This window comes from Methylophilus aquaticus (assembly GCF_030769565.1).
GTDB lineage: Bacteria > Pseudomonadota > Gammaproteobacteria > Burkholderiales > Methylophilaceae > Methylophilus > Methylophilus aquaticus.
Window position 1 is genome coordinate 1 of sequence record NZ_JAVCAP010000014.1, and the last position, 23805, is coordinate 23805.

Consider the following 23805-nt stretch of genomic DNA (forward strand, 5'->3'; position numbering starts at 1 on the left):
CGCGTACAGTTCCATTTAGGTCTCCTTGGTTGAGCTGTTTTAAGCTTGCGAAACTTAAGAATACAGCTTGGTCTCGGAGACCGCATCATGGGCTTGCTAGATGATTATCAGGTCTTGAAAAGTAGCAAGGCTTCATCTATGTGGTGCTGAATTAGATTAGTCCACTTACCCGAACTTTCAGCAAGCTAAACAATTTACGCTGCTGTTTTATTAGGTAGGCTGTCTATTGGTGGCGATAATGACAGCCTTGGTTTGATACGTCATTTTTGAAATTCTCCCCATGGAAATCAAAGCCAACTTTATCGATAAGCTAAGTCTTGAAGCCAAGTTCGATGACTTCACGGGAAGGGCTGGCATAGTGGGCAGACATCATCGCCTGGTCGATAGCTACAAAAAACTGCATGCGGCGCGCTAGTATGCTGGTCAAGGCAAGCTAGGCAACCAGCACGACCAATGCGCCATCGCTTAGCTTTGATACAGAAGGTTTTCTTGGATGAAATGTAATACCTGAGGCGGTATTTCATTGTGTACGATGTCGTCGGCATGGCGCAATTGCGCACGCATGCGGGTAGAGGAAATATCTGGTGGTGTGATGGGTAAAAAGCTGATCAAGCCATTGTGTGCTGCTGCAAACGCGTTGGGTGCTTTTGTCATGTCTATGAATTTACCCTGGTGCGCAGTATGCAGAGTTAAGTTGTGCTCACTCTCTGCGCGGTGTACAACCACCAGATGACAGTAATCCAGTAACTCTAGCCAGCGGTGCCAAGTCGGTAGCTTTTGGTAGCTATCCTGGCCCATCATCAGGCATAAAGCCGCATCCGGGAACTGTTGGCGCTGATGCAGCAGTGTTTCAACGGTATAGGACGCGCCATAGCGTTCAAGTTCGCAGGTATCCAGCACAAAGTTGGCGTGGCCCTGGATGGCCAGTTGCACCATGGCTGCGCGATGTTGGGCGGAAACGGTTGGGGTTGTTTTGTGTGGCGGCAGTGCTGCGGGAATAAAGCGGATTTGCGTACAGTGCAGGGTTTCTAATACGGTGTGTGCAAGCGCAAGGTGTCCGTTGTGGATGGGATTAAAGGTGCCGCCAAAAATGCCAATGATTTCCATTTCAGCCATTCTTTGGGCACATCGCCGTGTTGCGAGGTGCTCGCAAACGCGCTGTACCCGCGCGAACGCTCTCTTTATTAAGCGCGTACGTGGCCGTCACCTAAAACCACATATTTCAATGAAGTGAGACCTTCCAGACCCACCGGGCCGCGTGCGTGCAGTTTGTCGGTGGAAATGCCAATTTCAGCACCAAAGCCGTATTCAAAGCCATCGGCAAAGCGGGTGGAGGCATTGACCATCACGCTGCTGGAATCCACCTCGCGCAGGAACTGGCGGGCTTTGGTGTAGTTTTCCGTCACAATGGCTTCAGTGTGCTGGCTGGAGTGTTTATTGATATGCTCAATGGCTTCATCGACGCCACTCACCACCTTGCACGAGATAATGGCGGCCAGGTATTCGGTGTAGTAATCCTCTTCCGTCGCGGCAATGGCTTGTGGCACAAGGGCACGTGTTTCGTCGCAGCCACGGATTTCAATGCCTTTGGCGGTCAGCATGTCGGCCAGTTTAGGCAGCGCTGTATTGGCAATGCTGCGCGCGACCAGCAATGACTCGGCAGTGTTGCATGTGCCCAGACGCTGGGTTTTGGCGTTTTCGAGTATGCGCACGGCTTTGTCCAAATCGGCTTCATCATCCACATAGACATGGCAATTTCCATCGAGGTGCTTGATGACCGGAATGCGTGCCTCGTTGCTGATACGTTCGATCAGGCCTTTGCCACCGCGTGGCACGATGACGTCCACATAGTGCTTCATGGTGATCAGTTCGCCCACGGCGGCGCGGTCTGTGGTTTCCACCACCAGCACGGCAGACTGTGGCAGGCCGGCTTGTTGCAGGCCCTGATGCACCAGCTTGGCCAGTGCCTGGTTGCAATGAATGGCTTCAGAGCCGCCACGCAGGATGCAGGCATTGCCGGACTTGATGCACAAGCCTGCGGCATCGACGGTCACGTTTGGCCGGGCCTCGTAAATAATGCCGATCACGCCCAAAGGCACGCGCATCTGGCCAATCTGGATGCCGGAAGGGCGGTATTTGAAGTTGCTCATTTCGCCAATCGGGTCTGGCAGGCTGGCGATTTGCTCCAAGCCCTCTGCCATTGTCGCCACCGATTTGGCACTCAGTGCGAGCCGGTCCAGCATGGCGGCTTCCATGCCATTGGCTTTGGCGGCGTCCAGATCTTGCTGGTTGGCGGCAAGCAGGGCTTTTTCGTGCTGGCGGATGAGGGCGGCGATATTGCGCAGCGCCTCGTTTTTGGTGTTGGTGTCGGCTTTTGCCATCAGGCGGGAAGCGGCTCTGGCCTGTTCCCCCAGTTGTTGCATGTAGTGTTTGATGTCCATGGTGTTATTTTAACCCAGATTTAACGCGCCCGATTCGCTGACCTGTGTTGCCCCGTTTTGCGGTTGGCGGCAATACGTGCAATGCCTGTACTCAGGCGTGAAAGTTCTAGCCAGGCATCCCCCTGACCCACGCCTTTGGCGATACGGTCAATCTCCGCCAGTTTTTGCACGGCGGCTTCGACCGGTTTATGCGGCAGCAGGTCCAATGCGCGTTTGACCAGTACCTGGCGGTCACCAAACAGGCGCGCCTGTGTCATGGCGGTTTGCGCAGATTGGCCCTGTTGCATGGCTAACCTGACTTGCAGCAGGGGGCGGAACAACCAGATCAGGGGATTCATGACGGCGACAGCCGTTTCGCCTTCTTCGCGCAGGCCTTCGATAATGCGCAAGGTACGGGCCGGGTCACCTTGCAGCATGGCTTCACCCAGTTGCGAGACGTCAAAACGGGCCACATTGAGTACGCATTGACGGATGGCTTCGTCGGATAATGCGCCGGCTGGATAGAGCAGGCCCAGTTTCTGGATTTCCTGATGGGCGGCCAGCAAATTGCCTTCTACTTGCTCGGCGATGAAGCGGCGGGAGCTTTCATCCGCAGATTGCTGTTGCAAGGCCAGACGTTGGCCGATCCAGTCTGGCAGCTGTGCCAGCGGTACCTGATTCTGTACCAGTAACACGCCCTGTTGTGAGAGCGCCTCATACCAGCCACTGTTGGTCATGTCGCGGTCAGGGGCGGGCAGGGTGATGATGATGGTGGTGTCTTCTACAGGGTGTGTAGCCAGTTGTTGCAGGGCTTTTGCACCATCCACCCCCGGTTTGCCGGTCGGGATATTGATTTCGAGGATGCGTTTTTCAGCAAACAGTGAAAAACTTTGCAGAAACTGGCTAATTTGCTGCCAGTTAAAGTAGCGCTCTACGGTAAAGCTTGCCCTTTCCTGTGCGCCTTGCTGGCGCGCGGCAGCACGAATCTGGTCGAGAGATTCGGTGATGGAGAGCGGCTCATCACCTGCCAGAATAAACAACTGCTGTTTGGGCGGCAGGTACTGTGCAAGTTGCGCGGCCTGTATGCGCATAGCGTCTATTCTGCTTTTTTGAGGGCAGACAGTCGACGCATAATGCCATTGAGCACGTCGGTCTGCATGCCCTCTGTCAGGCGCTTTTCTTCCGCTTGTTTGGCCAGCAGGCTGGAGTCGTTATAGGTATAGTCGCGTCGGGCTTCCATCACCATCGGAAGTGCCCAAGTGGCATCACTGGCAATTTTGGTGCGGAAATGCACGCGATAATAGAGTTCGTACTCTCGCACCACACCGGTACCGCTCAATGAAAGAATACGTTTTTCGTTCTCGTCTTTCAGCAGTTCAACCCGTAATTCAGCCTCTTCGCTGTTTTCTACCAGTTTAATGCCCTGACTGGTCAGGCTTTTGCGTAAAGCAGGCATCACCAGGCTGCTGCCGGTGAGTTGTACGGTTTTGAACACAATGGGCGCGGGCTGACGCAAGTGAAAGCCGCAGGACGTTAATACTGCAATTAAAATCAGCCATCCACATTGATGTAGAAGGGTATTAAACCCAAATGTTCTGAGAGGCTGTTGCAACATGTTCGTCCTTTCGCGCGCGTGTGATTATGCGACCACAATATTAATCAGTTTGTTTGGCACCACGATGATTTTTTTCACGCTGCCTTCATTCAAAAACTTCTGTACGAAGTCCTGATTGACCGCCGTCGCTTCAATTTGTTCTTTGGCCATGCTTTTGGGGATGCTGATGCTGCCGCGCAGCTTGCCATTGACCTGCACCACATATTCCACTTCATCTTGCACCAGCGCCGAGGTGGCTGGCTCAGGCCATTTGGCCGTGAGGATATCTTCACCCAGATTGAGTTCTTTCCAGACGGTCTGCGCAATATGCGGTGCGATAGGGGACAGTACCCGTAATAGAATCGAATAACCCTCAAAAGCCACGGCTTGCCAGTTGGCTTCAGCTTCTTTGAGCACTTTTTCGAGTGTGTTGAGTATTTTCATGCAGGCAGAAGCGACGGTGTTGAATTGCAATTTGGCCAGATCCACATTGGCTTGCTTCAAAACTGTATGAATTTCACGTCTATGGTTTGCCAGCTCGCCATTGAGTTTGGTCGGCATGTCGCTGGCTTTGCTTTCCGAGAGTGTCACACCAAAATTCCATACCCGTTTAAGAAAGCGATGCGAGCCTTCGACGCCACTGTCTGACCATTCGAGTGTTTGCTCAGGCGGTGCCGCAAACATCATGAAAAAGCGTGCGGTATCTGCACCGTATTGTTCAATCAGCGATTGCGGGTCAACGCCGTTACGTTTGGACTTGGACATGGTGCCGATGCCCTGATACTCAATGGCTGAGTCATCTTTTAACAGCTTGGCACCGGTGACCTTGCCGTTGCTGTCCTGTACCAGTTCAACTTCTTCAGGTGCAAAATACTCAATGCCGCCTTTGGCCGTACGGCGAGAGAAAATATGGTTCAGCACCATGCCTTGTGTCAGCAGGTTGGCAAATGGCTCGTCATAATTGACGAGACCCATGTCGCGCATGACCTTGCTCCAGAAACGTGAGTACAGCAGGTGCAGAATAGCGTGCTCGATGCCGCCAATGTACTGGTCTACAGGCATCCAGTGGTTGGTTTGCGCATCGACCATGCTATCGGCGCTGAAGCCGGAGGCGTAACGTGCGTAATACCAGCTGGAATCGACAAAGGTATCCATGGTGTCGGTTTCGCGTTTGGCAGGTTTGCCGCAGCTTGGGCAAGTGCAGTTCACAAAGCTTTCCAGCTTGTTCAGTGGATTGCCGGAACCATCTGGCACACAGTCTTCTGGTAATTTGACCGGAAGCTGATCATCAGGGACTGGCACATCGCCACAATCGTCGCAGTGAATGATCGGAATCGGGCAGCCCCAGTAACGCTGGCGGGAAACGCCCCAGTCACGCAGGCGCCAGTTGGTTTGTTGGCCACCCAATGCTTTGGCTTCGAGGTCAGCTGCAACAGCCTCCACAGCTTGCGAGTAGTTCAGATCGTTATATTTTCCGGAAAAAATACATACGCCTTTGCTTTTGTCGCCGTACCACTCCTGCCATCTTGCGAGATCAAAGCTTTGGTCGAGCACGCTGATGACTTGTTTGATCGGCAGATTGTATTTTTTGGCAAAGCCAAAATCGCGCTCGTCATGCGCCGGCACGGCCATGACGGCCCCTTCGCCGTAGGTCATCAGCACATAGTTGCCCACCCATACAGGCACTTGTTCGCCAGTCAGTGGGTGTGCAACGGTCAGGCCGGTATCCATACCTTCTTTTTCCATGGTGGCCATATCGGCTTCCATGACCGAGCCTTGTTTGCATTTCTCGATAAACGCCTGCAAGGCAGGGTTGCCCTGGGCAGCATGGGTGGCCAGCGGGTGTTCGGCAGCCACTGCACAGAAGGTCACGCCCATGATGGTGTCGGCGCGCGTGGTAAATACCCACAGTTTGCCTTCGTCAATCAGTGTACCAGCGCTGTTTTTAATCTCGTGGGTAAACGCAAAACGCACGCCTGTGCTTTTGCCTATCCAGTTGGCCTGCATAGTTTTCACGCGTTCTGGCCAGCCTGGCAGCTTATCCAGATCATCCAGCAGTTGCTGGGCATAGCCGGTAATGTTCAGGTAGTAACCAGGAATCTCGCGCTTTTCAACCAGCGTGCCAGTGCGCCAGCCACGGCCATCAATGACTTGTTCATTGGCCAATACGGTTTGATCCACCGGGTCCCAGTTCACTACCTGGGTTTTTTTGTAGGCAATGCCTTTTTCCAGCATGCGTAAAAAAAGCCACTGGTTCCATTTGTAGTATTCCGGCTGGCAGGTGGCCAGTTCACGCGACCAGTCGATGGCAAAGCCCAGTGACTTCAGTTGCTTGCGCATGTAGGCAATATTGTCATAGGTCCATTGCGCAGGTGGCACGCTGTTTTGAATCGCCGCATTTTCGGCAGGCAGGCCAAACGCATCCCAACCCATGGGCTGCAGCACGTTGTAGCCTTTCATGTGGTGATAACGGCTGAGCACATCGCCGATTGTGTAGTTACGCACATGCCCCATATGCAGTTTGCCACTTGGGTAGGGGAACATCGATAAACAGTAGTACTTGGGTTTGCTGCTCTCAGCTTTGGCTTGAAAGCTTTGTTTGGCTTCCCAATGTTGTTGTGCCTGTTGTTCGACTTCTTTAAATGGATACTGCTGTTGCATGTTGAAAATGACTTGGTGATAAAAAAACCAATTATACCTGAGAAGCTTCTGTGCATTGTCCGGACTAGGCTTCGGTGCTGAGATTTTTAGCACCTAATGACGTGGTGCTGGTTGATATCACGCACATTGGTTGTGAATTGCAGCTTATCAACCAGCCGTCGCTCTGGCCAGCCTGATTGCTAAATTGTCATCATAACAATTTATATAAATAAATCATTATGTTAATGATTATCGCGATATTCTGGCATGGAGGTTGCAATGGTGAGTTACGCCAATAGCATTTATCAGGATATAGAATATGCGAAAACCCAAAAAAAACATGATTGTGATTGCGACTGCGATCTCGTTACAGGCCAATGCCGGATTTGTACTGGCAGAAATGGACGAAGAGAAAAAGAAGAGTACGGTGAAGGTCGATGCGATTGAAGTGAAAGGCATTTTGCCGGATCGGCTGGAGTCGGTGCCGGGCGCCTATTTTGTCGTGGACGAGAAACAACTCAATGAGCGGCGTCCCTTTTCAATTCAGGAGGCGCTGAATACTGTGCCGGGTATCAACGTAGTCAGTGAAAACACCTTTGGTCTGGGTGTAAACATCGGTGTGCGTGGCTTGAACCCACGGCGAACCTCGCGAACTTTGTTGATGGAAGATGGCATGCCGCTGTTTCTGGCGCCTTATGGTGACCCGGCTGCACATTACACCACCCCGCTTGAACGTGTGCAGCGGATTGAAGTGGTCAAGGGCTCGGGCCAGATTTTATATGGCCCGCAAACAGTAGGTGGCATGATTAACTTTGTCACGCGTCCGGTACCCAATGACGGCAAGGTGCACGGCACAGCCTCCGCCATGCTGGGTAATAATGATTTCACCAGTTTGTACGGCAATATTGGTGCCGGTGACGAGCGTGGTGGCTTGATGATTGATGCCTTGCATAAAAAAGGCGATGGCATTCGTGACAACCATGATTTTGAGATTCAGGAATACACCGCCAAGGGGCAGTTGAACCTGTCTGACCGGCATACCCTGATTGCCAAGGCCAGCTACTTCCGCGAGGATTCCCATGTGTCAGAAACAGGGCTGGGCCTGGTGGAGTATCACGAGGATAAATATCAGGCGCCCACTGGCAAGAATGATGTATTTGAACATGAGAGAAAAACATTTCAACTACAGCACTTGTTTCAGATTAACAACCAGGTCAAGTTAAGCACACAGGCGTATTATGCAAAGTCTGACCGCGCTTCATTCCGTCAAATTAATGATCCAGGCACGCTGGGTGGGCGTTCGGTGATGGATCGATGTACCGGTTTAGGCGTTGCAACTGAAGCCAATGCAGAGCAATGTGGTGGTCGCTGGCGTCCACGTGAGTACGAATATTGGGGCATTGAACCACGTTTGGATCTGCAGCACAGCTTGTTCGGGATTGAAAGTAACGCAGTCGTTGGTTTTCGTTACCATCGCGAGGATATTGCGCGCAACCAGTATCGTGGCAGTGATCCAAGAATTCAGAGTCAGGCATATGCCGAAGCCTTTGGCGATCACCGCGAGCAGATTCATACCAATGTGGAAGCCAAATCCTATTATGCCCAGAATACATTTTATGTCGGTGATTGGACGTTTACGCCTGGGCTGCGCGTAGAGGATCTGCGTATTAAAACCGATATTCGTCGCGCTGAAGGGGCTGCGCAAAACAATCCTGAATCTAAGGCAACGAATAATCAAACGAAGGTGCTGCCCGGGTTTGGCTTGACCTGGAATGGTATTGAAAACACAACATTGTTTGCCGGGGTGCACAAGGGATTTGCACCGCCACGCCCAGACCGGGATATTAATGCGCCAGGTGGGGCGAATACTGCGGTTGTGGTAAACACCAGGCCAGAAGAGAGCACCAACTGGGAACTTGGAATGCGCTCGCAATATTTTAATGGCGTCAGTCTTGAAACTACACTGTTTCACACTGTTTTTGACGACATCGTTGTCAATGGGTTAACAACAGGTACTTTCATTAATGGCGGTAAGTCTGAACACAGTGGTATTGAGTTTGCAGGCCGCGTTGATTTTGGCAGGATTTATAACACCTCTCATAACTTCTACATTTCTGGCTCATACACGAATCTGTTTACTGCTGAGTTTAAGAAGACCAATGCTGGCGCCAGCATCCAAAGTGGTGACCGATTACCATATGCGCCCAAACACCTTGCTTCACTGAATGTTGGATACCAGCACCCCATTGGGTTGGATGCGCGTATTGGTGTCGATTATGTCAGCGAACAGGAAGAAGATGTCGCGTTTAGAGACGGCAGAAGCAGTGCAAACGTATTGCGCGGCGTCACAGGTGATATTCCCGCCTATGCGCTGATTAACGCAACGGTCAACTATAAGCCTGTAGGTAGCCAGCTGACCTACTTTGCGAGTGCCTACAACCTGGGAGACCGGGAGTATCTCGCCAGCCGCGTGGACGGGATGGTAGCAGGGCGTCAGCGTCAGGTGTTTGCCGGGATTCGTTACGACTTCTAAGCCACGCTTGAGCACGACAAATAAAAAACACACAGCCCGCAATTGCGGGCTGTGTGTTTAAGACGATACAGTATTGCTGTTATTTCAATGCCGCAAAAATTTCTTCTTTGATCACATTCAGTTCGCCCAGGCCGTTCACTTTGACATATTTGGGTGCGCCACCGGTGCCGGAGTTGGCCCAGCCTGAATAGTAGCCGATGAGTTGTTCGGTTTGGTCATGGTAAACCTGCAAACGTTTCAACACGACCTCTTCCTTGTCATCATCTCGTTGTACCAGTTCTTCACCAGTCAAGTCATCTTTACCGGCCACTTTGGGCGGGTTAAATTTGACATGGTAAGTACGGCCAGAAGCAGGATGGCTGCGGCGGCCACTCATGCGCTCGACAATCGCCTCATCCGGCACGTCAATTTCCACCACGTAATCAATCGCTACGCCTGCGTTTTTCATCGCTTCGGCCTGCGGAATGGTGCGTGGAAAGCCATCAAACAGGAAGCCGTTGGTGCAATCGGCGTCTTTGATCCGCTCTTTCACTAGACCAATAATTACTTCGTCTGGCACCAGGCCGCCTGCATCCATAAATTTTTTCGCTTCCAAGCCCAGCTGGGTGCCAGCTTTGACCGCTGCACGCAACATGTCACCGGTAGAAATTTGCGGAATGTTGAATTTTTCTTTGATGAAAGTGGCCTGGGTGCCTTTACCGGCTCCTGGCGCGCCCAGCAGAATCAAACGCATGTCATGCTCCAAACATTGGTTTTTGAAAAAAGTGCATTATATCAGGCTAAAAATGGCTGACCTAGCTGAATGAGGGCAGATTAACTGGCCGCCGCGATAAAGTTGCTGATGTCGACAAATTCAGCCACGCCCAGATTCTCGGCCCGCAGTTGCGGGTTGATCCCCAGCGCTGTGAATCCGGCGTCATCCAGCAGGCCTTTCAGCGTATTGCGCAAGGTTTTGCGACGTTGACCAAAGGCGGCTGTGACTACTTTGGCAAATAGTGCCTCATCAGTTGCAGGGTAGGGAAGCGTCTCGTAAGGGATGCATCTGACAAAGGCAGACTCCACTTTGGGGGCCGGGTCAAAGGCTTCTGGCGGCACGGTAATCAGATACTCCATCTGCAGGCGGTATTGCAGCATGACAGACAGGCGTCCGTATTCAGGTGTGGAGGGTTGCGCCACCATGCGCTCGACCACTTCTTTTTGCAGCATGAAGTGCATGTCTATGATTTGGGCCGTGTTTTCCAGTAATTTGAATAGAATTGGGCTGGAAATGTTGTAAGGCAAATTACCTACGACGCGGATACGGGGCCCAATCAGCCCGAAATCAAATTTCAAGACGTCGGAGTTATGTATGGTGATTTTTCCGGCAGGGTAAAAGCCTTGCATCCACTGGATGATGTCGCGGTCGATTTCAACTACGTGCAAATGGTCAAGATGCCGGATCAGCGGTTGCGTCATAGCGCCCAGGCCCGGGCCAATTTCAACCATCAGGTCTTCTGTGTTTGGATGGATTGCGGTGATCAAACTCTGAATAATGGCTTGATCGGTCAGGAAGTTTTGTCCAAACCGTTTTTTTGCTTGATGTTTCATGCGTGCTTAGGTGTCTGCGAGTTGGTCTGCTTGTGTGCGATTTCAATGGCCAGGTGGATAGCGGAGAGCAGGCTGCCGATATCGGCGTTGCCGCTCCCGGCAATATCCAGTGCGGTCCCGTGATCCACCGAGGTGCGAGTAATGGGTAAACCGAGTGTGACATTGACGCCCTCGCCAAAACTCGCATGTTTGAGGACGGTCAAGCCCTGATCATGGTACATGGCGAGAAAGGCATCGGCTTGTGCGAGGTTTTTCTGCGAGAACAGGGTGTCGGCCGGCAGTGCGCCGACCAAATCCATACCTTCTGACCGTAAGGCATTCAGCACCGGATTAATTGTTTTAATCTCCTCATCCCCCAGATAGCCGTTTTCACCTGCATGCGGATTAAGGCCGGCAACGTAAATGCGCGGTTTTTCAATGCCAAACTTGTGTATGAGGTCATGATGCAAAATGTGCAGCGTGCTGGTCAGCGATGCCTGCGTAATGGCGGAACTGACTTGCGTGAGCGGAATGTGGGTGGTTGCCAGTGCAACACGCATGCCACCGCCCGTCAGCATCATTACCACTTGCGGGGTGTGGGTCGTTTCCGCCAGATATTCGGTATGGCCGGTAAAGGCAATGCCTGCGTCGTTGATAATGCCTTTATGCACGGGGGCCGTGACCATGGCATCAAATCTGCCAGTTTGACAACCTTCTCGTGCAATATCGAGCATGTTTAATACATAAGCGCTGTTTTTGGCATTGAGTGTCCCCGCAACGACGGGCGCGGGTACATGAACATCAAGCACACACAATCTGCCATCACCGGTGTGTGCCTGGGGTCGCTCTGCAAAGGCATAGGTTTTAAGTGACAAGCCCAATTGCGCAGCACGGGTATGCAATGCGGCAATATCTGCCAACACCACCAGCCCGGCAGGCAGTGCCTGAAAAGCCAGTTTGACACAGACATCGAGGCCAATACCAGCAGGCTCACCTGAAGTGATGGCAATACATGGCAGGCTGGACATGCTGTTTAGAACTTGTCTTCCAGACGCAGTTCGACAAAGGCTTTATCGCGCATTTCGCGTATCCAGTCGTTGTAGGCTTCTTCAGCCTTGCGCGCACGGATCTCCTGACGCGCTTTCAGGCGTTTGGACTCTTTGGACATATCCTGCTTGCGGCGTTCCAGCACCTGAATAATATGCCAGCCAAATTGACTGCGTATCGGTGCACTGATTTCGTTGATGGCAAGTTCGCTCATGGCTTTTTCAAACACTGGCACGGTATCACCAGGATTTAACCAGCCCAGATCGCCGCCACTGGAAGCGCTGCCGTCATCCGAGTATTGACGAGCCATGTCTTCAAATGCGGTGCCATGATCAAGCCGTTCTTTAATGCCGTCAATTTTTTGCCTGGCTTCTTTATCCGACAAAATTTCATTGGGTTTTAACAAGATGTGGCGCACATGCGTTTGATCCACAATCATGGAGTTATTGCTGGCACGTCGATCATTTAACTTAAGGATATGCACGCCACTTCCGCTGCGGATAGGTCTGGTCACGCCACCCGCCTCGACAGTTTTGATGATTTCCAGAAACTGGGCAGGCATTTGCTGGCCACTACGCCAGCCCAGGCTTCCGCCTTCCAGTGCATTGGGCGCATCAGAAAAGCTCGCTGAGGCCTGTTCAAAAGTCATCCCTTCTGACAAAGCTTTAATGACTTGCTCTGTACGCGCTCTGGCTTTTTGAATATCTTCAGGTGAACTGTCTTCAGGCAAGCGAATTAAAATCTGCGACATATTAAACTCATCGAGATCACCTTGGCTTTCTTGCGATGTCAGATAGTTGTCAATTTCGGCTTCCGAAATATTAACTTTATTATCTACCTCACGTTCGCGCAGACGCGCGATGATAATGTCATTGCGAATATCTTCACGGAATTTGTAGAAATTAGTACCGTCATCTTGCAATGCTTTTTTGAAAGCTGGCATAGTCAGATTGTTTTGTTCAGCAATCCGTTCTATGGTTTTATCCAGTTGCGCATCATCGATCTTAATCCCTGTTTGCCCTGCCAGCTGCAATTGCAGACTGTCTACAATCAGGCGCTCCAGAATTTGTTTTTGCAAGATATCCTGAGGCGGGACTTCGGCGCCTTTTTTTAGCATTTGGGCTTTAATCGCTTCAGTGCGATCAGTCAGTTCGCGTTCGGTGATGACTGATTGATCGACCACCGCAATAATCCGATCCATTTTTTCAATAGCGGCTTTTTCGGCGGCCATCAGATTGACTGACAAGGTTGTCAAAAGCACACCTGCCAGCGTTGTTCTAGATAAGTAATTCATCATTCTACGTTCTGTTCTCTGTAAATCCCCGGAATGTCATTAGTTCGCATGTAAGTGGGGATGTTTCGTTTGACAATATTGAGTGGATTGGCACCAATCGAGGTCAAGCCACCTAATTCGAGTTGGAAAAACATCGCATAGTTCGCATTGGCGGTTGCCGTTTGGACACGTTGCATTACTGCGCGACCTTGCCAGCAGCCTGCGTCATACTCCAAACCAGCCAGCGACTGTACAGCATTGTTATCCCGAATAGAGTAATTTAGCCTGCCGATACCATACCAGCGGTTGCCCAGCGGCCATTGGCCCGAAACATCTAATTGTTCCAATGTGTTCGCGGTGTAGCGATAGCCAAAATTCAATGATTTTCCTGGCTCGGGATTGTAACGCAGCAAAAAGTTGTTTCGTTCCATATTGCTACGGTCGGGATCGTATTGCCAGAAGGTATCCAGATTCAGACGGCTGGAAAGTCTGGCGGTAAATCCTGCCAAAATATCTGAAGACTTCCTGTTGTTTAAACTGGTGTTAGGTAGCGATACTTGCAAGTCGTCAAAGTAGAAGCGCTGCCCCAACGTTGTGCTCAATCGTTCAATTCCTGTCTCGCTATCAATGAATCGGCTTGTCATTGCCAGCGTGACCTGGTTTGCATTGCTGAATCTGTCATCACCATTAAACTGGTTTTCATTGAAAATCGAGTTTTGATTCAGTGTTGCCAACGCAGTATCAAAAATTGGAAACTTGCTTTGGTCTTTGTAAGGCACATATAAGTAATAAACACGAGGTTCAAGTGTGTTCGTATATTTTGTATCGAACAGAGTGGACTCTCGATCAAAGTACATTCCGGAATCAAGGCTAACGATCGGCAGCGTTCTTTGCAACGAATTGTATTCGTTATTGTAACCGACCGGTCTGTTGTCATTTAAGTTGTATTGAATGGTATGCACACCTATCTTGGGTGTGATATAGCCAAAAGAAGTATTGACCGGATAGGACACCGATGGATACAAGCTGAATCGCGACCCTGTCGGTAAGGTGCCAGCCTCTTTCATGCTGTCAAAGTACACGAATTGGCTGGTGGTTTGCGTGGTAAATCCTTTCCACTCGTTGTTGTACGTCATGGTTAACTGTGGTAGGCGCTGGTACACAAAAGAAACATTGTCCAGGTTTTGGTATCGTTGTACGGTTCCGTTGAACGTCAGATGCTCATCGTGATAATTCAGAAATGCGGTTTGTGGCAAATTTACGCGTGAGGTCACTACAATTCTGGTAGCCATTTCAGAGAAATACTTATCATCGGAAACTTTTTCGAGGTTGTAGCCACCAGACCAATGGTCACTGAACTGTTGGGTGTGCGCCAGCTTTGCGTAGTAGCGTGTTTCTTCGGTTGTACTATCCTTGTCGAGATATTCGAAGTTGTTAATGCCAGAGTAATTTTCACCAAGGTAGCGGAATTCGCCTTGAAGCTGCAGGCCGCGTTTGCTTAAAATGCGAGTAGCAATTGTTGCATCCATGTCCGGGCTAATATTGATGTAATAAGGCGTCAATAATTCGAAGCCGCTGCGTGAAGTCGTTCCCATCAGCGGTGCAAGCAAACCGCTTTTGCGCTGATTGTTATACGAGAAACTCATCCAGGGGGTATATAAAATTGGAACGCCCTTGAACTGAATATAGGCATTGGTTGCATCGCCAGTACGTGTATAGTCATTGAGCTCAAGATCATTGGCTTTAATGTACCAGTCATCAGAGTTGGCGGGACAAGAAGTGTAGCTGGCTTTGGAAAGCCGTTTTACGTCTTGCCCTTCAAACAGCACTTGTTTGGCTGAAATTCTGATATTGTCAAAATTAGATTGTTTATTCTCAGTGCCTGATGCCAGGCTGTCGTCGAGATAGCGTTTGGGGTCGCTGATTAAAATGGCTTCATCGCTTAAGAGCGGGCTCTTGTCCTGATCACTGGGAGGGGGCGGTGCACTCTTGAACTCGATTGAAACGTCGCGCATTTCACCTATGCTTTCGCTCAGGCGCATACGCAACATAGGTCCGGTAATCTTGGCTTGCCCCATGGTAATTACTGCATTGCCATCCACCTGCAATTCGTCGTTTTGCATATCATAACGAATGTCATCGCCAGTGATTTTCTGATTGTCTTTCCGGATAATGGCGTTGCCTGTTGCGCGTAACTGACGGTCGATGCGCAGCTGCAGTGTATCTCCTTCGATTTCGATGGCACCGGGCAATACGGCTGTTTCAGCGACCATAATAGGGGTTTCAATAACTGTGGGCGGTTCGTCTGCACGCACAGACGTTGCCCCGAGCATGCTGGTAGCAATAACTGCCAGAATCAGGCACATACCCCGATCTTGAAAAGTGGATGAAGATGCTTGCAAGTTAGTATTATGAATAATTGATTTCAGAACCACCTGCCAAGAGGCGACGCCAGTGCTTTCCTACCATCAGGCAACCAGCCTGACCAACATTTTTTAAGTGCAGTATATTATTCATGAAAACGGCTAAAAAGTCATTTTTCACTTAAAATGTGAGTCGCATTTTAACAGTTAAGTATTCATGGTCGTTAGTCTTAATTCAATGAGTCGGGATTTTTGTGGATAGAAAGCATCAACTAGAACAGTGGCTGGCAACCGTAGTTGCAAAACCATTTACCTTGACAACAGCATCGGCGGATGCCAGTTTCCGGCGTTATTTTCGCGTGCATGTAGGCAATGAAACACTTATTGCCATGGATGCACCGCCTCCGCAAGAAGATTGCCGCCCATTTGTGAAGGTCGCAGGGTTGCTGCTTGCAGCAGGGGTCAATGTGCCTCAAGTGATTGCGCAGGAGCTGGAACAGGGCTTTTTACTGTTAAGTGATCTAGGCAATGATACTTACCTCTCCCAACTGACGCCGGAAAATGCCAAGTCACTGTATGGTGATGCCTGCCAGGCTTTGATCAAGATGCAGCTTGCGACGCAGGCGGAGAACTGCCTGCCACCTTATGATGCTGCGCTATTGATGCGCGAGTTGCAACTCTTTCCGGAGTGGTATGTGGGAAAACACCTGGGGCGCACGCTCAATGTGGCGGAGCAGGCGGTCATCGATAAAACGTTTTCCTTGCTGATCGATAATGTTCTGCAACAGCCACAAGTCACAGTGCATCGTGATTATCACTCGCGCAATTTAATGGTGACTGCCGAACACAATCCCGGGGTACTCGATTTTCAGGATGCAGTGATCGGTGCCATTACTTATGACCTGGTTTCTCTGTTTAAAGATGCCTATATTCAGTGGGATGAAGCTGACCTGATGGATTGGGTAGTCCGTTACTGGCAAGCGGCCAAACAGGCCGGATTGCCGGTCAATGCAGATTTTGGTCAGTTTTATAAAGATTTTGAGTGGATGGGTGTGCAGCGGCACATTAAAGTACTGGGGATTTTTGCGCGCTTGTATCATCGGGATGGCAAGGACGGTTACCTGAAAGACATGCCTTTGGTGATGCAATATTTGCAATCCGCCTGTGAGCGGTATGTCGAGTTGCGTCCTTTTCTCAGGCTATTGCGCGAACTGGAAAAGGTGGCCTGAGCATGCGCGCCATGATCTTGGCAGCCGGGCGTGGCGAGCGTATGCGTCCACTGACAGACCATACGCCCAAGCCTTTGCTGGTGGTAGGTGGCAAGCCGCTGATTGTCTGGCATATTGAGCAGCTTGCGCGTGCAGGAATCACTGAGCTGGTGATCAATCACGCGCACCTCGGCGTACAAATCGAGGAGGCGTTGGGGCATGGCACGCAGTGGGGCGTTTCCATCCAGTACAGTCCAGAAAAAGTGGCGCTTGAAACTGCGGGAGGGATTGCATACGCTCTGCACTTGTTAGGCAGCGCGCCATTTCTGGTGATTAATGGCGATGTGTATACCGATATTGACTATGCAAGCGTGCAATTGACACAGGACAAATTAGCTCATCTGGTGTTGGTGGATAATCCTGTTCAACATCCCGAGGGTGATTTTTGTTTGCACAATGGCCTGGTCGAGGCCGAGGGCAGGCACAAACTGACATTTTCAGGTGTGGGCGTGTATCATCCACACTTATTTGAATCCGTCACCAAAGGCGAACCGGCCAAACTGGCTCCTTTGTTGCGGCAAGCCATGCAAACCGGGCACGTCAGTGGACAGCATCATCACGGGGTATGGCATGATATTGGTACGCCGGAACGCTTGCTGCAACTGGATATTGCGCTGAAAAAACAACAGGCTTAATGGCCTTAATTTTAATAACAGGGAACGCTATGAAACCACCCTATGAACATCGTACAGACCGTTTGGCGCATCATGTCCTGATGTGGATAGAGCGCCTGGGCCTTGCACTGGTCACCGTAGCCACTTTTTTCTCATTGGCACACGAGCTGGCACGTATGTGGCATGCCGGCATGGTGGGGCTGGGCGATTTATTGCAGCTGTTTTTATATCTGGAAGTGTTTTCCATGATCAACAGTTACTTCGGTTCAGGCAAGCTGCCGATGCGTTATCCGATTTACATCGCAATGGTTGCGCTGGCGCGGTATTTGTTGCTCGACATGAAAGAGATGACCGAAACCCATATGCTGGCCGTGTCATCAGCCATTTTTATTCTCGCAATTTCAGTGCTGGCGATGCGCTTTGGACATGCCAGATTTCCGTATGAGGATATTCCAGAACAGAAACGTGATTTACTTTAAATGCCCGGTAGAAAAGCACTTATGCCGACATAGTTTTGCTAATGACTGTCACCTGATTTCTGCCTTTAGCTTTTGAGGCATACAACGCCTGGTCTGCGCGCGAGATAAATGATTCTGGAGATTCCCCATGCAGGTAAGGGGTCACTCCTAATGAAATGGTGATATTTGATATCTGTGCTTGAGAAACACTGTTTTTAATAGTGATTTTCTCCACTTTTTTACGAATGTCTTCTGCAATTTTTTCAGCAATTTCCAAACTGGTCTCAGGTAACAGTAATACAAATTCTTCGCCGCCATATCTGGCTGCGGTTTGGTGTGCAGCACCTGCGGACTGCAATATCTGAGCAACAGCTTTAATCACTTTGTCACCAAATAAATGACCGTAGCTGTCATTTATCTTTTTAAAGTAGTCTATGTCTGCCAGCAACAGGCATGGCGGTTTTTGCAGATTATCTAACTGAAGTTCATAGCTGGATAAACATTGCCCAAGCGCAGCATCAAACCCTTTTCGATTGATTAGTCCGGTCAGCCCATCGGAAATGGCTTCCTGTCTGGCTTTGGTGATTTCGTCTTTGAGACGCACCATTTCTTCAGCGCTGGTCTCCAGTTTTGATTGTAAGTTATTGATAGAGCCTTGCATATTCAAGGTTTGATTAAGAATGGCTTGCAGATTAAGGTCAGAGGTATGGTCGCGTTGTTGGATCTTGTCTGACCAGCTTTGCAGTGCATTTTTAAATTGCGTGGTGTCTTCTCCGGCTTTCGAAGTCGAGCTGCTGATGTCCGTCATCACCTGGCTAAAACGGTCAATAATTGCCTGTGCACCCGCATCATCAATCTTTGCAATATGATGTTGAAACAGGCGTGTTGTACTTTTTTCGTTTAGCTTTTTTTCTTTTTCTATTAAAGCGTCAACCTCTTCAATCAATTTAGCATGTTCGCCTGAAGCATACTCGTACCATACCGCATAGCTCACTGGGTGAAACGCAGCATCCTGCTGGGTCATATGGTTGACCGCCAGCCGAAGATATTCGGCACTTTTCTCTTTAGTGACCTGATATTGCATCGTGTGATCTCTCAATGGTGATTTTAAAAATTTTTATATAAACCTGCTTCTAATAACGGCGCATTTGCCGGATGATTAAGGGTAGCGTTAAAAAATGATATGAAATGCAGAACCTACACTGCATATAAGTTGTGTTTTATATTCATTGGAGAATTGGGTGAACCCAGTTGATTTACAGAAACTAGTCAGCATGACCATGCCATTCGGCCGATACAAGGGTCGCTTGCTGGCTGACTTGCCGGGAAATTATTTGAACTGGTTTGCGAGGGAAGGCTTTCCACCGGGGGAACTTGGCAGGTTGCTGCATTTGATGCAGGAGATTGATCACAATGGGTTGTCTGGACTGCTACACCCGCTGCGGCAAACATCCACACATGATTAAGTACATTGCTTGGCTATTCGTCTGGTGGGGGTGTTGTCCACCGCTTGCCTCGTCTGCGGAACCATGGCAAGAGATTGCCTATTTGCAGCAAGCTTTTGAGGAGGTGGCACTGAGAAGCGAATACGTGTCTGCACCACAAACTGTACGCAAATGGCGCAAGCCGGTCAAAGTGTGGCTAGTGCATCATGTTGACCAGGCAGAGGAGCATGCGACATTGGCACGCTATCATCTGGAGCATTTGGCAAAACTTACAGGTCATCCGGTCACTATGGCGACATCTGCTGCGGAGGCTAATATGACCATCGTGTTTAGCTATTTGCAGTTATGGCGTAACGATATCGCCTTGGTTAGCGGTAACCTTAAGCTTAAGCCGCCTCCTGATGCCGCCTGCATGTTTGGACTCGATCTCGATGAAAGCAAGGCAATCCGGCGTGCATGGGTGGTGATCCCTGTAGATCATGCCCAGGAGCATCGATTGCTGCTTTCATGTATTGTGGAGGAAACCACACAGGCCATGGGCCTGCCTAATGACTCTGACAAAGTCTACCCTTCCATTTTTAATGATAAAACGCCAGAGACTCTGCTCACCGGACTGGATGCTCTGTTGCTGAAAATGCTGTACTCCCCAAAAATCAAGTCGGGTATGCGTGTCGGGCAGGTGCGGCCCATACTCGCTGATATTTTGCAGCAATGGCAGGCTGACGGTGAGATCGATAATGCTGAAAAAATGGTGCGACAGTCGCCGTTGTATGAAATGATGGGTTTCTGAATGCTTTGATGTGAAGTCAGGAACCATTCCAGCATTCATAGACCAAATACGCTAAAATGCACCAATTATTTGAGGGGTTGTCTTGAGTTTCTCTATCAATGAATTTGCCTGTCGCCGTCAACAATTGATGGCGCGTATGGGGCCTGGGGTCGCTGTGATTCCGACTGCGCCGGAAGTGATTCGTAATCGAGACAGTCACTACCCTTACCGTTTTGACAGTTATTTTTATTACCTCACGGGTTTTAAAGAGCCTGAAGCCTTGCTGGTGCTGGTGGCTGGTCAGGAAAATAAAAGTATCCTTTTCTGCCGCGATAAAGATCTGGAACGTGAAATATGGGACGGATTTCGTTTTGGGCCGGACGCCGCAAGAACCGAGTTTGGTTTTGATCAGACCTTTTCCATAAAGCAGCTTGAGGAGGAGTTGCCCAAGTTGCTGGCTAATCAGCCCAAGCTCTTTTTCAGTCTGGGGGCAGATGCCGTTTGGGATACAAAAATGCTGGCCATGCTCAATCAGTTGCGCGCCCAAGGACGCGCAGGCATACAAGCCCCAGCGGCTGTGGTTGATGTGCGTCAACCCCTGGACAGTCTGCGTCTGCTTAAATCCGACTTCGAACTTGACATCATGCGACAGTCAGCCAGGATTGCTGCCAGTGCGCACAATCAGGCCATGCACAGCGTACAGCCCGGCAAATGGGAGTATGAAATAGAGGCTGAGTTTTTACATACGTTTTATCGCCATGGAGCGCAAGCGCCAGCTTATACCAGTATTGTGGCAGGTGGATCGAATGCCTGTACTTTGCATTACAACGCGAATAATGCGCAGTTGAACGCCGGTGATTTGTTATTGATTGATGCTGGTTGCGAGCTGGATGGTTATGCCAGTGATATTACGCGTACCTTCCCGGTAAACGGTCACTTCAGTGGCGCACAAAAGGATTTGTACGAACTGGTATTGGCGGCGCAACTGGCTGCGATTGAAAATGTAAGTCCAGAGCATCACTGGAATGCTCCGCATGAAGCCGCTTTGGCGGTGCTGGTAGATGGCTTTATTCATTATGGCTTATGTCAGGGTAGCCGCGAGGGCGTGCTTGAAAGTGGCAGTTACCGCCAGTTTTACATGCACCGTACCGGACATTGGCTGGGGCTGGATGTGCATGATGCAGGGGAGTATAAAACGGCTGGTGGCGATTGGGTCATGTTGCGACCTGGCAACGTGTTAACTGTTGAACCCGGCTGTTACGTGCGACCATCTGCCAATGTGCCCGAACATTTTTGGAACATTGGTATTCGCATTGAAGATGATGTGGTGGTGACCGCACAAGGTGCTGAGGTGATCACCGCTGATGCCATCAAGTCGGTTGCAGATATCGAAGCTTTGATGCGTACAATCTGAAGAGAGAAGCAATTTGTTACGTGAGTCTATTGATCATCCCGTCATCATAGGTGCTGGCCCGGTTGGGCTGGTGCTGGCACTATCCCTTCAGCAGCTTGGCTTGCCTGTGACTGTGCTAGAGGCACAAGAAAGAGGGGCGATGTATGGCGATGGTCGTGCGCTCGCCTTGTCCTATGGTACGCGCCTGGAACTCGAAAAATTGGGCGTGTGGGCTTTGCTAGAGCCGGATGTGACGCCTATTGAGACCATTCATATTTCCCAGCAGAAAGGCTTTGGCCGTACCCTGTTGCACGCTCGTGAACAGGCTATACCGGCTTTGGGCTATGTGGTGTCTTATGGTGCGCTGATGCGCGCGCTGGATCAGTGTCTGGATGAACGGCCGGAGGGTATTGCTGTCCGCTATGGTTTGCCCGTCGGTGGGTTGACTGTTGATGCCGGGTCCGCTGAGATCTCTATGGCAATGCTGGCTGAAATACACACCCTGTGCTCGCCATTAGCTATCGTTGCAGATGGCGGTCGCAGCTTGGATGCTATCCCTGGCCTAGTCAGGGAGACCAAGCATTACGGACATGATGCGCTGGTTGGGTTGGTGAAAGCCGAGCAGCCTCATCGCTATATTGCTTATGAACGATTTACACCCAAAGGGCCGATGGCCTTGCTCCCGAATGGCGATCAGTTCTCACTGGTATGGACCGGCGAGCAAGCCTATATTGATCAAATTAATGCGCTGGATGATGCCGCTTTTCTGCAGGCCTTGCATCAGGCATTTGGTGACCGTGTTGGCCGATTTCTTCATATTGGCAAACGCGGTCGTTTCCCATTGAAATTAAGTAAACTGACGCAAACTTTCCCAGCGCATTGCGTGGTGATTGGCAATGCTGCACAAACCATGCATCCGGTGGCGGGACAAGGGTTTAATGTCGGTATTCGGGATGCCGTGGCGTTGGCTAAAAGTATTCGTGAGACGCCTTCTTCTGCGTGGGGTGTAGCCAGTATGCTGGATCATTATCGGCAATCGCGCGCACAGGATACCGGACGCGGACTGTTGTTTACAGACTTTCTGGTCAATGTGTTCTCCAATGATTTGATTGGCGTGGGCTTATTGCGAGGTGCCGGTTTGGGATTGTTGGGAGTATTGCCCGGTGCGCGGCGATTTTTAATCAATAAAATGAGTTATGGCCGCTGATTATTTACAAACCGATGTGGTGATTGTCGGCGCTGGTCTGGTTGGCCTGACGGCAGCAATTGCCTTGTCCCGACTTGGTAAACGGGTGGTTTTGACTGATGCCAAGCCTATCATGGCGCTGCCAGAAGGTTGGGTCAATGACACTGCACACTGGGATACGCGTATATATGCCTTGACCAATGCCACGGTGAGCTGGCTCACTGATATTGGTGTATGGCAACATCTGCCTGCTTCACGCGTGACCCCGATTGCTGCCATGCATTTATGGTCGCCCACACAGGTACATGATACGCCAGATATCCGCCTGACAGCTGAAGAGGCACACCTGCCGCACATGGGATATATCGTCGAAAGCTGGGCGCTGATGAACGCTTGCTGGCAAGCGCTTAACCGTACTGATGTGACAATTATCACCGACGCACCTGCCACAGGCCTGCAACACTGCGGTCACATAGCCCATTTAACATTGGCTGGTCGCGAGATTGAAGCGCAGTTGGTGATAGGTGCTGACGGGGCGCGTTCATGGGTGCGTGAACAATGTGCTATCAATACCGAGGTGTTTGATTTTGCGCAAACTGCATTAGTGACCAACTATATCAGCGACCAGCCGCATGGCGATATTGCGCGGCAATGGTTTGGTATACATGAAACGCTGGCATTGCTGCCAATGCCGCAACAACAAGTGTCACTGGTGTGGGCTTTGTCCCATGTCAGTGCACAAGCCAAACTTCAGTTGTCGCAGCAGGCACTGGCGACTGAGGTTGCCGCACGCTGTGGAATGGTCGCCGGGACATTGCGACCGCATGGTGAAGTGGTGGCTTTTCCGTTGCTACAGAAAACGGCTGTGGTGACCGCCTTGCCGAATGTGATGTTGCTCGGCGATGCTGCGCATCAGGTGCACCCAATGGCAGGGCAGGGCGTCAATCTCGGTTTCGGGGATGTGATGACATTGTGCACACACATGCAGCGCTTGCCAAGGCTGCAGCCAATTGGTCATCAAGGTTTTTTACAGCGTGTGGCGCGTGCGCGTAAAACGGATATTGCCGCAATGCATGCATTGACCAGAGGGCTGGATAGCCTGTTTTCACGCTCGCAAGCAGGCTGGACCCATGCCGCAGTTCTGGGCTTACGTGGCCTGGAAAACAGTGCTATGCTTAAACGTTTTTTAATACGTACCGCCACAGGCGCCTAGGCTGTGATTGTGCACATAATGAA

Annotated in this window: 20 protein-coding genes; 9 read left to right on the plus strand and 11 right to left on the minus strand. The window is 50.5% G+C overall.

The window, feature by feature from the left end; translation table 11 throughout:
- Window positions 1-465 precede the first annotated feature (465 nt).
- The 5 genes from nadD to leuS form a co-directional block, all read right to left on the minus strand.
- Window positions 466-1107, minus strand: coding sequence for a nicotinate-nucleotide adenylyltransferase (nadD, locus tag Q9291_RS06530; protein ID WP_306389226.1), 642 nt, complete (start codon window positions 1105-1107; stop codon window positions 466-468).
- Between the two features lie 77 nt (window positions 1108-1184).
- On the minus strand, window positions 1185-2441 hold the full coding sequence (locus tag Q9291_RS06535; protein ID WP_306389227.1) for a glutamate-5-semialdehyde dehydrogenase: 1257 nt from the start codon (window positions 2439-2441) through the stop codon (window positions 1185-1187).
- 20 nt (window positions 2442-2461) lie between these two features.
- Window positions 2462-3511 (minus strand): DNA polymerase III subunit delta, encoded by a 1050-nt coding sequence (holA, locus tag Q9291_RS06540; protein ID WP_306389228.1) that lies wholly within the window; start codon window positions 3509-3511, stop codon window positions 2462-2464.
- Between the two features lie 5 nt (window positions 3512-3516).
- A complete protein-coding gene (locus Q9291_RS06545) occupies window positions 3517-4035 on the minus strand; it encodes an LPS-assembly lipoprotein LptE (protein ID WP_306389229.1) in 519 nt (172 codons plus the stop codon).
- Window positions 4036-4059: 24 nt separating this feature from the next.
- Window positions 4060-6675: a leucine--tRNA ligase gene (leuS, locus tag Q9291_RS06550; protein ID WP_306389230.1), complete on the minus strand. Its 2616-nt coding sequence runs from the start codon at window positions 6673-6675 to the stop codon at window positions 4060-4062.
- 379 nt (window positions 6676-7054) lie between these two features.
- Between leuS and Q9291_RS06555 the strand changes: the two genes are divergently transcribed.
- Complete coding sequence (locus tag Q9291_RS06555) at window positions 7055-9187, plus strand: TonB-dependent receptor family protein (RefSeq protein ID WP_370530751.1); 2133 nt, start codon at window positions 7055-7057, stop codon at window positions 9185-9187.
- Between the two features lie 79 nt (window positions 9188-9266).
- On the opposite strand, the gene adk is transcribed toward Q9291_RS06555, so the two are convergent.
- The 5 genes from adk to Q9291_RS06580 form a co-directional block, all read right to left on the minus strand.
- On the minus strand, window positions 9267-9920 hold the full coding sequence (gene adk / locus Q9291_RS06560; protein WP_306389232.1) for an adenylate kinase: 654 nt from the start codon (window positions 9918-9920) through the stop codon (window positions 9267-9269).
- Between the two features lie 80 nt (window positions 9921-10000).
- On the minus strand, window positions 10001-10774 hold the full coding sequence (gene rsmA, locus Q9291_RS06565; protein WP_306389233.1) for a 16S rRNA (adenine(1518)-N(6)/adenine(1519)-N(6))-dimethyltransferase RsmA: 774 nt from the start codon (window positions 10772-10774) through the stop codon (window positions 10001-10003).
- Window positions 10771-11781 carry a 4-hydroxythreonine-4-phosphate dehydrogenase PdxA gene (gene pdxA / locus Q9291_RS06570; protein ID WP_306389234.1) on the minus strand — a complete coding sequence of 337 codons (1011 nt, stop codon included), beginning with the start codon at window positions 11779-11781 and terminating at the stop codon, window positions 10771-10773. The genes rsmA and pdxA overlap by 4 nt, the downstream gene beginning before the upstream one ends.
- A gap of 5 nt (window positions 11782-11786) precedes the next feature.
- The gene (locus Q9291_RS06575; RefSeq protein ID WP_370530748.1) at window positions 11787-13097 is read right to left on the minus strand and encodes a peptidylprolyl isomerase; all 1311 of its coding nucleotides are present in this window, start codon (window positions 13095-13097) and stop codon (window positions 11787-11789) included.
- Complete coding sequence (locus tag Q9291_RS06580) at window positions 13094-15439, minus strand: LPS-assembly protein LptD (RefSeq protein ID WP_306389235.1); 2346 nt, start codon at window positions 15437-15439, stop codon at window positions 13094-13096. Before Q9291_RS06580 ends, Q9291_RS06575 begins: the two co-directional genes overlap by 4 nt.
- Before the next feature lie 251 nt (window positions 15440-15690).
- Between Q9291_RS06580 and Q9291_RS06585 the strand changes: the two genes are divergently transcribed.
- From Q9291_RS06585 to Q9291_RS06595, 3 genes are read left to right on the plus strand one after another with little or no spacing between them, the layout of a single operon-like run.
- Window positions 15691-16665, plus strand: coding sequence for an aminoglycoside phosphotransferase family protein (locus Q9291_RS06585; RefSeq protein WP_306389236.1), 975 nt, complete (start codon window positions 15691-15693; stop codon window positions 16663-16665).
- Window positions 16666-16667: 2 nt separating this feature from the next.
- Window positions 16668-17339: an N-acetylmuramate alpha-1-phosphate uridylyltransferase MurU gene (murU, locus tag Q9291_RS06590; RefSeq protein ID WP_306389237.1), complete on the plus strand. Its 672-nt coding sequence runs from the start codon at window positions 16668-16670 to the stop codon at window positions 17337-17339.
- Between the two features lie 29 nt (window positions 17340-17368).
- Complete coding sequence (locus Q9291_RS06595; RefSeq protein ID WP_306389238.1) at window positions 17369-17797, plus strand: phosphate-starvation-inducible protein PsiE; 429 nt, start codon at window positions 17369-17371, stop codon at window positions 17795-17797.
- A gap of 19 nt (window positions 17798-17816) precedes the next feature.
- Here Q9291_RS06595 and Q9291_RS06600 read toward each other — a convergent pair whose 3' ends face one another.
- Window positions 17817-18860 (minus strand): GGDEF domain-containing protein, encoded by a 1044-nt coding sequence (locus Q9291_RS06600; protein WP_306389239.1) that lies wholly within the window; start codon window positions 18858-18860, stop codon window positions 17817-17819.
- A 157-nt stretch (window positions 18861-19017) separates the two neighbouring features.
- Between Q9291_RS06600 and Q9291_RS06605 the strand changes: the two genes are divergently transcribed.
- The 5 genes from Q9291_RS06605 to Q9291_RS06625 all read left to right on the plus strand — a co-directional run bounded on the left by Q9291_RS06605 (window position 19018) and on the right by Q9291_RS06625 (window position 23782).
- Window positions 19018-19242 (plus strand): DUF3820 family protein, encoded by a 225-nt coding sequence (locus tag Q9291_RS06605; protein ID WP_306389240.1) that lies wholly within the window; start codon window positions 19018-19020, stop codon window positions 19240-19242.
- Complete coding sequence (locus Q9291_RS06610) at window positions 19235-20011, plus strand: DUF2927 domain-containing protein (RefSeq protein WP_306389241.1); 777 nt, start codon at window positions 19235-19237, stop codon at window positions 20009-20011. The genes Q9291_RS06605 and Q9291_RS06610 overlap by 8 nt, the downstream gene beginning before the upstream one ends.
- Before the next feature lie 82 nt (window positions 20012-20093).
- Complete coding sequence (locus Q9291_RS06615; RefSeq protein ID WP_306389242.1) at window positions 20094-21404, plus strand: aminopeptidase P N-terminal domain-containing protein; 1311 nt, start codon at window positions 20094-20096, stop codon at window positions 21402-21404.
- A gap of 13 nt (window positions 21405-21417) precedes the next feature.
- Window positions 21418-22590: an FAD-dependent monooxygenase gene (locus Q9291_RS06620; RefSeq protein ID WP_306389243.1), complete on the plus strand. Its 1173-nt coding sequence runs from the start codon at window positions 21418-21420 to the stop codon at window positions 22588-22590.
- Entirely contained in the window at window positions 22580-23782 is a 1203-nt protein-coding gene (locus Q9291_RS06625; RefSeq protein ID WP_306389244.1) for an FAD-dependent monooxygenase, read from the plus strand. The genes Q9291_RS06620 and Q9291_RS06625 overlap by 11 nt, the downstream gene beginning before the upstream one ends.
- The last annotated feature ends 23 nt before the right edge of the window (window positions 23783-23805 follow it).

Coding starts and splice junctions, on each gene's coding strand:
- adk (WP_306389232.1), bottom strand. CDS start 9,920: ATGCGTTTGATTCTGCTGGGCGCGCCAGGAGCCGGTAAAGGCACCCAG.
- rsmA (WP_306389233.1), bottom strand. CDS start 10,774: ATGAAACATCAAGCAAAAAAACGGTTTGGACAAAACTTCCTGACCGAT.
- murU (WP_306389237.1), top strand. CDS start 16,668: ATGCGCGCCATGATCTTGGCAGCCGGGCGTGGCGAGCGTATGCGTCCA.
- Q9291_RS06535 (WP_306389227.1), bottom strand. CDS start 2,441: ATGGACATCAAACACTACATGCAACAACTGGGGGAACAGGCCAGAGCC.
- Q9291_RS06575 (WP_370530748.1), bottom strand. CDS start 13,097: ATGATGAATTACTTATCTAGAACAACGCTGGCAGGTGTGCTTTTGACA.
- Q9291_RS06545 (WP_306389229.1), bottom strand. CDS start 4,035: ATGTTGCAACAGCCTCTCAGAACATTTGGGTTTAATACCCTTCTACAT.
- leuS (WP_306389230.1), bottom strand. CDS start 6,675: ATGCAACAGCAGTATCCATTTAAAGAAGTCGAACAACAGGCACAACAA.
- Q9291_RS06595 (WP_306389238.1), top strand. CDS start 17,369: ATGAAACCACCCTATGAACATCGTACAGACCGTTTGGCGCATCATGTC.
- Q9291_RS06580 (WP_306389235.1), bottom strand. CDS start 15,439: ATGTGCCTGATTCTGGCAGTTATTGCTACCAGCATGCTCGGGGCAACG.
- nadD (WP_306389226.1), bottom strand. CDS start 1,107: ATGGAAATCATTGGCATTTTTGGCGGCACCTTTAATCCCATCCACAAC.
- Q9291_RS06625 (WP_306389244.1), top strand. CDS start 22,580: ATGGCCGCTGATTATTTACAAACCGATGTGGTGATTGTCGGCGCTGGT.
- Q9291_RS06610 (WP_306389241.1), top strand. CDS start 19,235: ATGATTAAGTACATTGCTTGGCTATTCGTCTGGTGGGGGTGTTGTCCA.
- Q9291_RS06600 (WP_306389239.1), bottom strand. CDS start 18,860: ATGCAATATCAGGTCACTAAAGAGAAAAGTGCCGAATATCTTCGGCTG.
- pdxA (WP_306389234.1), bottom strand. CDS start 11,781: ATGTCCAGCCTGCCATGTATTGCCATCACTTCAGGTGAGCCTGCTGGT.
- Q9291_RS06555 (WP_370530751.1), top strand. CDS start 7,055: ATGGACGAAGAGAAAAAGAAGAGTACGGTGAAGGTCGATGCGATTGAA.
- holA (WP_306389228.1), bottom strand. CDS start 3,511: ATGCGCATACAGGCCGCGCAACTTGCACAGTACCTGCCGCCCAAACAG.